The 12,942-nt window shown below is 62.4% G+C and carries 12 protein-coding genes; 5 read left to right on the top strand and 7 right to left on the bottom strand.

All coding sequences use genetic code 11. The annotated features are described in order from the left end of the window. Window positions 1–126 precede the first annotated feature (126 nt). The gene (dapB, locus tag IFT47_RS08940) at window positions 127–927 is read left to right on the top strand and encodes a 4-hydroxy-tetrahydrodipicolinate reductase (RefSeq protein ID WP_197983796.1); all 801 of its coding nucleotides are present in this window, start codon (window positions 127–129) and stop codon (window positions 925–927) included. A 73-nt stretch (window positions 928–1,000) separates the two neighbouring features. Here the strand turns inward: dapB and IFT47_RS08935 are convergent, their stop codons facing one another. Beyond that, on the bottom strand, window positions 1,001–1,930 hold the full coding sequence (locus IFT47_RS08935; RefSeq protein ID WP_244655907.1) for a DMT family transporter: 930 nt from the start codon (window positions 1,928–1,930) through the stop codon (window positions 1,001–1,003). Window positions 1,931–2,004: 74 nt separating this feature from the next. Between IFT47_RS08935 and IFT47_RS08930 the strand changes: the two genes are divergently transcribed. After that, window positions 2,005–2,859 (top strand): LysR family transcriptional regulator, encoded by an 855-nt coding sequence (locus tag IFT47_RS08930; protein ID WP_192172313.1) that lies wholly within the window; start codon window positions 2,005–2,007, stop codon window positions 2,857–2,859. A 12-nt stretch (window positions 2,860–2,871) separates the two neighbouring features. Here IFT47_RS08930 and IFT47_RS08925 read toward each other — a convergent pair whose 3' ends face one another. The 4 genes from IFT47_RS08925 to IFT47_RS08910 form a co-directional block, all read right to left on the bottom strand. Continuing rightward, the gene (locus IFT47_RS08925) at window positions 2,872–3,237 is read right to left on the bottom strand and encodes a glyoxalase superfamily protein (protein WP_192172314.1); all 366 of its coding nucleotides are present in this window, start codon (window positions 3,235–3,237) and stop codon (window positions 2,872–2,874) included. Window positions 3,238–3,760: 523 nt separating this feature from the next. Beyond that, window positions 3,761–4,126: a hypothetical protein gene (locus IFT47_RS08920; RefSeq protein ID WP_192172315.1), complete on the bottom strand. Its 366-nt coding sequence runs from the start codon at window positions 4,124–4,126 to the stop codon at window positions 3,761–3,763. Between the two features lie 164 nt (window positions 4,127–4,290). Next, window positions 4,291–5,040, bottom strand: coding sequence for a creatininase family protein (locus IFT47_RS08915; protein WP_192130134.1), 750 nt, complete (start codon window positions 5,038–5,040; stop codon window positions 4,291–4,293). Window positions 5,041–5,149: 109 nt separating this feature from the next. Further along, window positions 5,150–6,340 (bottom strand): GAF domain-containing sensor histidine kinase, encoded by a 1,191-nt coding sequence (locus IFT47_RS08910; RefSeq protein WP_244655908.1) that lies wholly within the window; start codon window positions 6,338–6,340, stop codon window positions 5,150–5,152. A 289-nt stretch (window positions 6,341–6,629) separates the two neighbouring features. Here IFT47_RS08910 and IFT47_RS08905 point away from each other — a divergent pair, with 289 nt between their 5' ends. Then, a complete protein-coding gene (locus tag IFT47_RS08905; protein WP_192172316.1) occupies window positions 6,630–7,967 on the top strand; it encodes a PQQ-dependent sugar dehydrogenase in 1,338 nt (445 codons plus the stop codon). A 307-nt stretch (window positions 7,968–8,274) separates the two neighbouring features. Then, window positions 8,275–8,964: an ATPase gene (locus IFT47_RS08900; protein ID WP_192172317.1), complete on the top strand. Its 690-nt coding sequence runs from the start codon at window positions 8,275–8,277 to the stop codon at window positions 8,962–8,964. 233 nt (window positions 8,965–9,197) lie between these two features. On the opposite strand, the gene IFT47_RS08895 is transcribed toward IFT47_RS08900, so the two are convergent. Beyond that, entirely contained in the window at window positions 9,198–11,621 is a 2,424-nt protein-coding gene (locus tag IFT47_RS08895; protein WP_192172318.1) for a glucose/quinate/shikimate family membrane-bound PQQ-dependent dehydrogenase, read from the bottom strand. Window positions 11,622–11,852: 231 nt separating this feature from the next. Beyond that, complete coding sequence (locus IFT47_RS08890) at window positions 11,853–12,272, bottom strand: NUDIX hydrolase (RefSeq protein ID WP_192172319.1); 420 nt, start codon at window positions 12,270–12,272, stop codon at window positions 11,853–11,855. A gap of 251 nt (window positions 12,273–12,523) precedes the next feature. Between IFT47_RS08890 and IFT47_RS08885 the strand changes: the two genes are divergently transcribed. Continuing rightward, window positions 12,524–12,919 (top strand): ester cyclase, encoded by a 396-nt coding sequence (locus tag IFT47_RS08885; protein ID WP_192172320.1) that lies wholly within the window; start codon window positions 12,524–12,526, stop codon window positions 12,917–12,919. Window positions 12,920–12,942: the final 23 nt, after the last annotated feature.

Genomic DNA, 12,942 nt, shown 5'->3' with positions numbered 1-12,942 from the left:
AGCGCTCTAATCTTCGGTGCGTCGCCATTGTTGCCGATGATGACCCAGGCACTTTAGCGGCCTGGAACCGAATGCTGCCTCATGGCTAGCCTTAGAAGTGTTGTGCGCAAAAAAAGGAATGGACCTGTGAAAATCGTTATTGCTGGAGTGACTGGTTGGGTCGGGCAAGCTATTTTTCGTGAAGCAATCAAAACGCCTGGCGTTGAGGTAGTGGCAGGTGTCTCTCGCAGCCGTGCCGGTGAAGACATGGGTACTGCTCTCGGTTTACCCCCCACCGGTATTGCCATCGTAGGTACGCTCGATGAAGCGTTGAACCTGCCATCGGATGTGGTCATCGACTACACGAATACCGAAGGTGTTCGTGCTCACGCGCCCGCTGTCATCAGAGCGGGGAGAGCGCTTGTGATCGGGACCAGTGGCCTCGACGAAATCGAGCTCCAGGCGTTGGATGCTTTGGCCCGGCAGCACGGTGTTGGTGTGGTCGCTGCGGGCAACTTTTCCATCAGCGGCACGCTGTTGAAACGCTTCGCGCTCGAAGCGGCGCGCTATCTGGCTGACGTAGAAGTTGTCGAGTACGCCAGCGCGCGTAAACAAGACGTCCCTACGGGCACCGGTCGGGAGCTCGCAGAAGCACTTTCCGCACTGCGCCAGGCGCCCACCACGATCCCGCTCGAAAAATTGAAAGGCTTGGTAGGGGGCAGGGGGGTGCCAATCGGTTCTGGCACTCATGCAGTCCAATTGCACAGCGTGTATCTGCCTTCCTATGTTCTCGCAGTCGAAAGCATCCACGCGACAGAAAGCGAGCGACTTGTCATCCGCCACGAGGCTGGCTCCAGTGCCCTGCCTTATGTCGCCGGCACTCTGCTTGCCGCGCGCGCTGCGCTGACTTTAAAAGGTTTGCTGAGGGGGCTGGAGTCGCTGATTTGATGGGCGACCACGAGCCAGCTGTCGCTTTGATTTGTCGCGATAACGTGATGAGCGATGCGCGGGACCGGCCGTTTCATAACGCCTGCCGCGCCTCGCCGCGTATCACCAGACCGATGCCGACCCCCGAGACCGCCATGCCCAGGGCCATCAGCCACGACAGCGGTTCGTCGAACATGGCCCAGGCCAGCAGCAGCGTCAGCGGCGGGCTGAGGTAAAGGACACTGGCAACCCGCGTTGGCGTGGCACGACGCAGGCACATCCAGTACAGCCCGTAACCGCCGACCGTCGACACCGACGTCCATAGCACACTCATCGCGAAGCCTGAATTGGGGACGGGGGCGAGACTTCCGTGCAGTCCCGCAACGAGGGCAAACACGAAGGTCGAGACGAAGCACTGCAGCCACAGGTTGGGCAGCAGGCCCAGCGCCTTCGGGTCCGGTGAATGTTTTTGCCACAGGGTGGCGACCGCCAGCGACAGCATGCCCAGCACCGGCAGGGCGTAGGCCCATGGGGGTGCGCTGCCCCAGGCCAGCGCGTCGTGGGTCGCCAGCATTACGCCCGCCAGGCCGATGAGCAAACCGATCCATACGCTGCGGGCCAACCGCTGGCGCAGCACCACGGCCGCGAGCACGGCCATGCCGATCGGCAGCAGGTCGGCGAACAGCGCTGCCAGCCCGGCGGGCACGCCAAGGGCAATCCCCTCGGTCACGCCGAACAGATAACCGGCCATGGCCAGCAGGCCGATGCCGGCGTTTTTCAACAGCACCGCCGGCGGCGTCTGGCGCAGTTGCCGGGCGACGAAGGGAAACAGAATCAGCGTGACCAGGAGGCAACGCCAGAACACCACCAGCGAAGCCGGCGCGAAATCGATGGAGAAGCGCGCGCCGATGAAGCCCGAGCTCCAGATGATCACCAGCCCGGCTTCGAGCAGCGGCAAGGGCATTGCCCGGCGTCGCGACGGAAGGGGAAGGCTCACGTTGGTCATGTCGTTTGAAGTGTTCATGGACCCAACGTACCCAACCGACGTAATCTAATAAATCAAAATAAACGACAGCAGTGCTTCGGGATCGGTAAACCATGAGCGCCATTTTGGATATCGAACAGGTCCGCACCTTTCACGCCGTGGCGCGCATTGGCAAGTTCAGCGCGGCGGCGGAACAGCTGCACAAAAGCCCGGCGGCGGTCAGCGTGCACGTGCAGCGGCTGGAAGCGGTGGCGGGCGGGCGACTGCTCAACCGCGACAATCAGTCGGTCTCGCTGACGCCGCTGGGGAAGCGGTTTCTGAGCTCCACCGCTGCGCTGCTGAGCACCCACGATCAAGCGCTGGCCGAGCTGCAGGGCACGCAGCTGGCGGGGCGCATCACCCTTGGCGTGCCGGATGAATACGCCACGCACCTGATTCGCGACGTGCTGCCGATTTTCACCGCCGCGTGGCCGAATATCGTTCTGGAGTTGAAGACCGCGCCCAGCTTCATCTTGCGCGAGCAGGTGCGGCGGGGGCGGCTGCAGGTGGCGGTCATCGCCCTGCCCGAAGGCCAGTTGGGTGCGGACGATCAACTGCTGATGCCGACGACCCCGGTGTGGGTCGGCGCCGCACATCACTCGGGGGATTTACCGGACCCATTGCCGCTGGCCGTGCACGCCGCGCAATGCTCGTACCGGCAAGCGATGATCGAGTCACTCAAGCGCAGCGGCCATCGCATGCGCATCGTGCTGGAGAGTTCGTCCAATCAGGCGGTCAAGGCCTGCGTCGAAGCAGGCTTGGGGATCAGCGTGATCGACCGCGCCCGGGTCACCGACGGCATGCGCATTCTGGACGGCCTGCCGCTGATCGCCGACCACGACATCATCGTCGTGCGCTCGTCTGCTTCCCACGGCGATGACGCGGTGGACCTGCTGCGGCGGGCGATCGGGCAGTATTTCCGCCTCTGACGGCGGCGAAGGTCAGTCCTCGGAGCCCTCGCAGAAACGCAGGCGGTTGCCGAACGGATCGGCGATTTCCATGACCTTGCCCCAGTCGAGGTCCTGAATGCCGGGGCGCGAATAGCCGTAGTTTTTCGCCAGCAGTTCGAGCTGCAATTCAGCGATGTCGCTGACCGGCACGAAGATCGTCGAGCCCGGCGTCGCGTCGCCATGGTGTTCGGTCAGGTGGATGACCAGATTGTCGCGGCGGGCCTGGGCATACAGCGGCAGATCTGGTTCAAAGCGGTGCTCCCAGTCCAGGCTGAAGCCGAGAAACTCGACATAGAACTCTTTCGCCTTGGCTTCGGAAAAAATACGAATCAGCGGTATCGCCGGGGACATCTGCACAGGGGTTCACTCCTTGATGGTCTGAGCGGGCGATTCTAGCCCAGAGTGCAATAATGGTTGGTGTTTACACGGCCCTCTTCCCGGCTAATGCCGGTCCTACTGACGGATTGCGTGTTCCCGTAGGACTGGCTTTAGCCGGGAAGGCGTCAGATGCCACGCTGCAAAATTGAGGGTGTTTACACTGGCCTCTTCACGGCTAAAGCCGGTCCCACTGACGGATTGCGTGTTCCCGTAGGACTGGCTTTAGCCGGGAAGGCGTCGGATGCCACGCTGGAAGATTGATGGTGTTCACACTGCCCTCTTCCCGGCTAAAGCCAGTCCTACTGACTGATCGCATGCACTTGTAGGACTGGCTTCAGCCGGGAAGGCGTCGGATGCCACGCTGCAAGATCGAGGGTGTTCACACTGGCCTCTTCCCGGCTGAAGCCGGTCACTGACGGGAAAGGCGCCAGGCAGAAACAAAAACGGCGCCGTGCTGAAGATCAGCAACGGCGCGCGTCGGAGAAGCGAGGGTTGAAGCGAATTAGCTGCGCAGGTCTTTCTTGATTTCGTCTTCGTCTTTGTGAGGCGCCGCTGTCGGCAGCTCGGGAGGATAGAACTCACCTTTGAGATTCAGTGCGGCAATGCGCGTCTTGAGCTTTTCGATGACCAGGTCGATGTCCTGTTGATCATCAAGGTCGTCCACCCGCAGCCACAGGTGCGGAAGGTTTTCAAAGTACACGCCGTCGATTTCCACATCGGAGGTCATCTCGCGATCCTGGCGCCACAGGCACTTGCGGTGGACCGTCGCCGGGTCTTGTGGCCAGGTTTCTGACGTGGTCAGCCAGACCTCGTGGTAATCCTGCAGATCGATTTCTTCAACTTTGTCCAGTGGGATAAACGTATTCACATATCACCTGTCAGCCAAGGGGACCGGGCGAGGTCGTTGCGCTGCAGACTGCCCCAGGTCCCATACCGTTTCAAAAAGCGCATACCACTATGGCCGCCGTTTGGCGGACGAGTTCAACGCCGCGCGCTATTGCCGCACGGCCAAGCCACGTCAACGCAGCGATATCAATGCAGCGCCGGTTCGCGACTGAACGCGTCAACCGCGCGCACCAGCCCTTTGGCGGCCAGCGCCACCAGTTCTCCACCCTTTTCCGGCGTGGCTAGCGCAGGGTCAGAGCCCATACGCCCGTCGGGGAAGCGCGCGCGAAAATCCTTCGCTTCGCGGATCGGACCGGTCGGGGCAATCTGCGGCGAGTAGTCCGCTGATTTGATCGACTCCGGGTAGGCCCACTGGGTCACCGCGATCTCGGACGGCGTCGCGTGGGAGCCGTGGCCCACCGGGAACTGCCGATGGGCGAGTTCACCAACGCCTTCCAGGTCCCACCAGTTGGTCAGCTTGAGCGCAAAGCCGGCAGACCGTCCGGCGAAACTGGCCTCGGCATACAGCTCGGAAAACGCTGCCTCGATCGACGCGACGTTGCCGCCGTGCCCATTGAGGAAGAGGATTTTTTCGAAGCCATGACCCGCCAGCGAGCGCGCCCAGTCACCAATGGCGGCGATGAACGTCGAGGGGCGCAGCGAGATCGTCCCGGGAAAGCCCAGATGGTGCTGCGCCATACCAATATTGAAGGTCGGCGCGATCAGGATATCGGCGCTCTTCTGCGCTTCGTGGGCGATGATCTGCGGGCACATCCAGTCAGTGCCGAGCAGGCCGGTGGGGCCATGTTGTTCGTTCGAGCCGATGGGCACGACGATCGTGCGGCTGCGTTTGAGAAACTGCTCGATCTCGATCCACGTGGACTGGTGCAGAAGCATGTCAGGTGCTCTCCTCAGGGAAGGGGGCTTCAGAAAACCGGGTGATGGCGAAAAATCAATGTGCAGCGCAGCGCCGCCGGGTGGCCGCGCCGAAATCGGCAATCGGCGCTCAGGCGGGCGGCTCAGAAGGAAAACGCGCGATGAAACAGGTGCCCAGTTCCGCCGATGAGCTCACCGTCAGGATCCCGTCATGGGCAGTGGCGATCTGTGAGGCGATGTACAGCCCTAGTCCCAGGCCTTCCCCGCGACCACCGGCTTCGGATCGGGTGAAGGGCTCGAACAGCAGCGGCATCAACCGTGGCGAAATGGGCGCGCCATAATTCATGACGGAAATGATGACTTGATCGCATTCCTGCCAGACGTGCAGATGGATCGGCGTCGTGGGCGACCCGTGGGTGACGGCGTTGCCCAGCAGGTTGGACAGCAACTGACTGATGCGCAGCGGGTCGCAGTAGACGGTGCCGCTGAGGTCGATGGCCTCGATGAAGCTCGCCTGCGGGTGCGACGCGCGGATCTCGTCCACCGTCGCTGTCAACACCTCGGGAAGTTCGTCGGTGATGTGGCGTTTCACCGGAATCCCGCCGCCCATTCGGCCCCGGGCAAAATCCAGCACGTTCTCGATCAGTACGCCCATGCGGATCGAGCTCTGCCGGATGGCCGCCACCAGCCCCAGCGAGCGCTTGTCTTCGGTTTTGGTCGCCAACAGGTCGGCGCTCATGCGGATCGCACTCAACGGCGTACGCAGGTCGTGGCCCAGCACCGCCATGAACTGTTCGCGCAGCCGGCCGTGTTCGTTGGCGTCGGTCAGCTCGGCGCGGGCGGTCTCCAGGTGACCCTGGGTGTCCAGGCTCATGGCGATCAACTGCGCGAACAGGGTCAGCGTCTTGACGATGGCAGGATCGCCCAGATTGGCCGGCACTGAATCGATCGCGCACAGCGTGCCGAAGAAGCGGCCGTCGGCCAGAACGATGGGGATCGATATGTAGCTTTCCAGCCCGTAGATGTTGGGCGTGTGATGGGTGGCGAACTGCGGGTCGGCGCTGGCGTGGCCGAAGACCACGGGTTTCTGATGCTGCCTGATCTCATGGCAGATGGTCGATTCCAGCACCAACTCGCCGCCCGGCTTGAGGCCGAAATTGATCGAGTCATCGACGGCGCAGGCCACCCAGTTGCTTTCCGTGACCCTGGCGATCGCCGCGAAGCGCATGCCGGTGATGTGCTTGACCATGCTCAGAATGACGGGCACGGCAGGGATCGCACTGATCGCCTCAACATCCAAAGCAAACTCTGGGCGGTTCATCGGATCTGGCTCTGGGGTGGTGGGAGGGCAGCGTAGCTAAAATCGGCCGATATGGCTAACCCCTCGGCCCCGTACGCGACGTGTCGGCGCAGATTATTGAACCCTGAGCCTCGCGCAGTGGTCGTTTTATTGGTGCCCCAAGGGCAAATGTGATTTGCGTCCCATGAGCTGTTTGCTGTCGGTCGACGTGGCGATACTTGTCAGCCTTATGTCTCTTGAAGCGTTTGCTTCTCCCAGCTTCTAATTCTCAAAACAATGGGCCCATGGATGGCCGCCGCGAGGTTGAACGATGATTGCGATGCACCGATTTGCACTGCTGATGACCACTGCTGCGATGCTCAGTGCCTGCGGCGAGACCGCCAAGCTGCCGTTCCAGGCGGGTGTAGGCGCGCAGCCGCAACTGCCCGAGCCGAACAGCACGTTGATTCCGACGGTCAAGGTGTCCAAGGCCATCGGCTGGAAGGGCACCGACACGCCCAAGGCCGCCGAGGGCTTCAAGGTCAGCGCGCTGGCCGAGAACCTCGATCACCCGCGCTGGCTGTACAGCCTGCCCAACGGCGACATCCTGGTGGCCGAGAGCAACAAGCCGCCCAAGCCTGAAGGTGCGACGGACGGCGGGCCGGGCGTGATGGCCTGGATCAAGCGCACCGCCACCGGGATCGTCATGAGCCGGGTGGGCGCCGAAGCCGAGAGCGCCAACCGCATCAGCATCCTGCGCGATGCCGACGGCGATGGCCGCGCGGAAATGAAGAAGGTGTTCATCAGCGGCCTGACTTCGCCGTTCGGCATGGTGCTGGTGGGCAACGAGTTGTTCATCGCCAATGCCGACGCGGTGGTCAAGGTCCCGTACAACGACGGCCAGACCGAAAGCACCGCCAAGCCGGTGAAAGTCACCGACCTGCCGGCGGGCATCAATCACCACTGGACCAAGAACATCATCGCCAACCGCGAAGGCACCAAGCTGTACGTCACCGTTGGCTCGAACAGCAACGTGGGCGAGAACGGTCTGGAAGCCGAAGAAGGTCGCGCGGCGGTCTGGGAAGTTGACGTCAAGACCGGGCAGAAACGCCTGTTCGCCAGCGGCCTGCGCAACCCCAACGGGCTGGCCTGGAAGCCGGGCAGCAACGAGCTGTGGACGGTGGTCAACGAGCGTGACGAAATCGGCAGCGACCTGGTGCCGGATTACCTGACCTCGGTCAAGGACGGCGCGTTCTACGGCTGGCCCTGGAGCTACTACGGCCAACACGTCGACAGCCGCTTGCAGCCGCCGCGCCCGGACATGGTCGCCAAGGCCATCGCCCCGGATTACGCCCTCGGCACCCACGTCGCGCCGCTGGGCCTGACCTGGTCCGACCCGCGCGGCATGCCGGCCAAATTTGCCGACGGCGTGTTTGTCGGCGAGCACGGTTCGTGGAACCGCAATCCCCAGGCCGGCTACAAAGTCGTCTTCGTCGGCTTCAAGGATGGCCGCCCAACCGGCCTGCCGGTGGACGTCCTGACCGGCTTCCTCAACGCCGACGGCGACGCGCAGGGCCGTCCGGTCGGCGTGATCCTCGACAAACAGGGCGCGTTGCTGGTCGCAGACGATGTAGGCAACAAGGTCTGGCGCGTCAGTCAGGCCAAGTGATGGCGCAGCGATGAAATGAAAAATGCCGGTGATGATTACCGGCATTTTTTGTTCGAGGGCATCTTTCTACCTTTCGCCCAAGGGGAGCAAATAAGGTTGAACGTCACCCACGACCTGGCGTCGTATTTTCTATAGGGCGGCGCCTCTATGGGACGCTCAGGCTTTGTTGAAGCATCGGTAAAGGTGTTTCTCACTCCGCCTACCATTCCTGAAATCGATAGTGACCATCACGGTAGGCGAGTTCTCTTTTTCTCGGAAGAGAGGAGGATGGCCCCATACCGAACTTGCTTGAGAAGGACGCCACGCGATGAAAATTTCAACCCTGCTGACCCTCGTCGCCGTGCTGTCCAGCGGTTTCGTCGCTACGGGTTCTGCTGCAGCGGCAGGCTCTCTTTCCGCGGCAGACGCCGAGGCGTGCCATTTGCTGCCGGTGGTTGAAAGCCGTGTGGCGTTGCAGTCTTCTCAAAGCGTTGGTGTGCTCTACAGCGAAAACACCGTCAGCACCCTCGAATACCTTGAGCGTTATCACGCGGTGGCGCTGAAAGGCGTCAAGAATGGCGGGCTGGATTCGCGTATTCGTGAGGCGTTCGTGAGCAGCTCCGATCCGAAACTGGCGATGGACTGGCTGAGAGGTTCTTTGGAGAAACAGTTCGCATCGGTGACCGTGTATGACAATCTCGACGCGCTGATGCAGGCGCGGCCGGACGTGGTGGTCATGCTCGACACCTACAGCCGCCTGGTGTCCCAGCGTAACTCTCAAGTGGAAGCGCGCTTCATCGCGAAGTTCTACGACTCGAACCTGCAATACATCGGCAAGGCTGAAGGCCTCGGCGCCAAAGAGCTGACCTCGGTGTGGGTCCACGATAAGGCCGCTCCGGAGATCGCCGCGCAGATCAACCAGCAGCGCGATCTGCAGATCAACGCTTTGAAGCAGTTCGACGCCTCGCTCAAAGCGCTGGTGACCACCGGTAATTCGGCGGAAGTGGCGAGTAATTGATCGCTGCCTACAAGGTGAACGCGGCTCGATAGTGGGACCGGCTTTAGCCGGGAAGAGGCCGGTGTAATCGCCCTCGATTTTGCAGCGTGACGCCCGACGCCTTCCCGGCTGAAGCCGGTCCCACAAGGTAAAGGCAGTTCCCAAGGTGAATCCGGCCCGAGCCTTTCCCCTGATGCAAAAAAAACCGCTGCGCCCCCTCATCAAGGCGTCAGCGGTTTTTTTTGTGGGAGCGGTTACTTGCTGTCAGGCAACGCGTAGGCAATCACGTAATCACCGCGATCCGCCGACTGACGGGCGCCGCCGGCGGTGATGACGATGTACTGCTTGCCGGTCTTCGGTGACACATACGTCATCGGGCCGCCCTGACTGCCAACGGGCAAGCGGGCTTTCCAGGCTTCTTCGCCGTTGGCGCTGTTGAACGCGCGCAGGTAGTAATCCTGGGTGCCGGCGATGAACACCAACCCGCCCTGGGTCGACAGCGTGCCCCCCAGCGTCGGCATGCCGATCGGCAGCGGCAGGTGCATTTTGATGCCCATCGGGCCAGTGTCCTGAACGGTGCCCACCGGCACTTGCCAGGCAATCTTTTGAGTCTTCATGTCGATGGCGGTCAGCGTGCCAAACGGCGGCGCCTGGCACGGGATGCCGGCCACGGACAGAAAGCGGTTTTTGTTTACGGCGTACGGGGTGCCTTTCAGCGGCACGGCGCCCATGCCGGTGTTCAGCGCTTCACCGCCGGAGGCTGCGATGGCTTCCTTCAACTGCGGCACCATCTGAATCCACAGGCCCAGGCGCATGTCGTTGACGAAGATGAAGCCGTGCACCGGGTCGGTCGACAGGCTGCCCCAGTTCATCCCGCCCAGGGAGCCCGGAAAGCTCAGGGAAATGTCGGTGCCCGGCGCCGTGAACAGGCCCTCGTAGCGCATCTTCTTGAACGAAATCCGGCACAGCAACTGGTCGAACGGTGTGGCGCCCCACATGTCCGATTCGGTCAGGGTCTGCGCGCCGATTTGCGGCATGCCCACGGATTTTGGCTGGGTCGGCGAGTAGGGTTCGTTGGGGATGTTCGACGCCTTGACCGGGACTTCCTTGACCTCGGTCAGCGGCTGGCCCGTGTGACGATCGAGGACGAAAATCTGCCCGGCCTTGGTGCCGATGACCAGCGCCGGCACCTTGCTGCCGTCAGGCTTGGCGAAGTCGATCAGGCTCGGCTGCATCGGCAGGTCGAAATCCCAGAGGTCGTTGTGGACCGTCTGATACACCCACTTCTGCACGCCGGTGGTGGCGTTCAATGCCAGCACCGAGGCGCCGTAGGTGTGGTCGAGCTCGGTGCGCTTGACGCCATAGATGTCGGTGGACGAACTGCCCATCGGCAGGAACAGCGTGTTCATGGCCGGGTCGTAGGACATCGGTGCCCAACTGTTCGGCGTACTGCGCACATAGGTTTTGTCGGCGGCAGGGGCCTGCTTGTCTTCGGGATTGCCCGGATCGAACGCCCAGCGCATCTGCCCGCTGACCACGTCAAAGCCCCGGATCACGCCGCCCGGCATGTCGGCCTGTACGTTGTCGGCCACGCGTCCGCCGACGACCACGGTGGTCCCGGCCATCAGCGGCGCCGATGACAGTTGATAGTAGGAATCGGGCACGTTGCCCAGACCGGCCTTGAGGTCGACCTGGCCGTTGTTGCCGAAGCCCTGGCAGAACTCGCCGGTGTCGGCGTCCACGGCAATCAGGCGCGCGTCGATGGTGTTTGTCAGCAAACGACGCTGGCAGTTGGCGTCGGCAGGCACTGCGACCGGCGCGGCGGGGGTGCTGCCATCGGTGGGTGGCGCAACGGCGGCGCTGGCATCGAAATAGGCCAGCCCGCGGCAGCGTTGCCACACGGCGGACTTGGCGTTGATTTCGTTTTTCCACAGCTGCTTGCCGGTGTCGGCGTCCAGCGCGATGAGGTTGTTGTGGGGCGTGCAGATGAACACCTTGTCGCCGATCTGCAACGGGGTCATCTGGTCTTCGGCGCCATTGCCGTCGCTGATGGCGACGTCGCCGGTGTGGTAGGTCCAGGCCGGCACCAGCTTGCTGACGTTGTCGCGGTTGATCTGGTCCAGCGCCGCAAAACGGCTGCCGCCTTCGTCATTGCCATAATGCGCCCAGTCTTTCTGCGCGTGGGCCGGATCGACTTTGGTCAGCGCCGGACCATCCCCCGTGGGCGACACCGAGGCATGGGGCTGAAACATCCCCCAGAACCCGGCGACCAGCGCCACCGCCAGCACACCACCAACGAGGTAACCGCCGCGACCGGCCGCGAGGCCATTGGCCTTGCGCAGGGAAGGGTAGATCAGTGCGACCAGCAGGCTCAGGACGCCCAGCGCAAACAGGCGGGAAACCAGCGGCCAGAACACCAGCCCGGCGTCCACCAGCGCCCAGATCAGCGTCAGCAGCATCACCGCCGTAAACAGCCACGCGCCTGACAGGCGACGCCGGAACAGCAGGACGGCCGAGATAATCAGGCCCAGACCGGCCAGCAGGAAATACGCACTGCCGCCTAGCGTGACGAGATAGCCGCCGCCCGCTGCGAAGAGTAATCCGAAAACCAGCACGCCCAGCGCGACGACCCGAATGGGCCAGCGGCTGACGGCTGCAGAAGGTTGTGAGTGATTCATGAGGCATTCCTGCTGACGCGAAGAAGGGTCGTGGATGACCGATCAAGTGAGGTGAGGACAAGGGTTTAGAGCGTGATGGCTGCCAGATGGGGTTCTTCCGGCATTATCCGTCGCGTAATTAACCGGTTAGTTAATTCCGGCGACGATAGCAAAAAAACGCCATGCCTGCGTCAATTTGTCTCTGCTTGGGTGAGTCGGGGCGGGCGTTCTTCGGGGCTGGACGTGTCAACGCTACTGATCCATGAACTCACGTAAGCGGTGTTGCAGGCGGTCAACCGCGTTGCCCATCGCAAGAAACGCCTCGACCGTCATCACCTGCCAGCGCTGGCCCTCGTCGCCGAACACCACCTGATCGAACTGGCCGTCAGCCACTTCAGCGACGAAAAACCAGGTGTCGAGCCCATTGATGCCCTGACCCGGGTAGACCCGTTTGTGGATGAAGGAAGCGGGGTCGAGGACGATGCCGAATTCTTCCCTCGTCTCCCGCACGGCGCACTCTTCCGGGGTCTCGTCGCCTTCGCGGCCGCCGCCGGGCAGGTCCCACAGATTCGGCCACGGGATCTCCGGCTTGTCATCGCGTTGGTACGTCAGCAGCGAACCGTTGCACAGAATCGCGACTTTCGCACCGGAGAAGGGAGGGTGGGAGGACATGATTGCGCCTTCATGGAGTCAGTGCGGATAACCTAGCACTTCCTGGCTGAGGCATCTTCTTGCAGCCAGTAGCACTGACACACCGCAGTCATTCAGTAGGACCGCTTCAGCCGGGAAGGCATCAGTCGTCACACTGCAAACGTGATGGTGTTCATGCCGGCCTCTTCCCGGCTAAAGCCAGTCCCACTAAAAGCATCGCCTGTTTGCAGTGGGACTTACATTCATTCGCCCTACCCACCCCGGGAGACACCATGGATCACCAGACACTCAAAGACGCCTACACCGGCTACATCGCCTGCCTCAATCGTCAGGACTGGGCTGCCTTGGGAGACTTCGTCGGCGAGGAGGTGCATTACAACGGCGAGCGCGTCGGCCTGGCCGGCTATCGGCAAATGCTGGAGCGGGATTTCCGCGCCATTCCTGACCTGCGTTTCGTCATCGATCTGCTGATCGCCGAGCCACCGCACATTGCCGCGCGGCTGACGTTCGATTGCACGCCGGTGGGCGAGCTGTTCGAGGTGGCGGTGAACGGGAGGAGGGTGCAGTTTACGGAGAACGTGTTCTACACGTTTGAGGCGGGGCGTATCGTCAACGTCGAGTCGGTGATCGACAAGGCAGCGGTGGCGGCGCAGGTGCCGAAGCCCTGAACCGCCGAATGGCCTGGCAGCGC

This window comes from Pseudomonas sp. CFBP 13711 (assembly GCF_014842265.1).
In the GTDB taxonomy this organism is placed as follows: Bacteria; Pseudomonadota; Gammaproteobacteria; order Pseudomonadales; family Pseudomonadaceae; genus Aquipseudomonas.
This window is presented reverse-complemented; position numbering and strand designations above follow the sequence as displayed.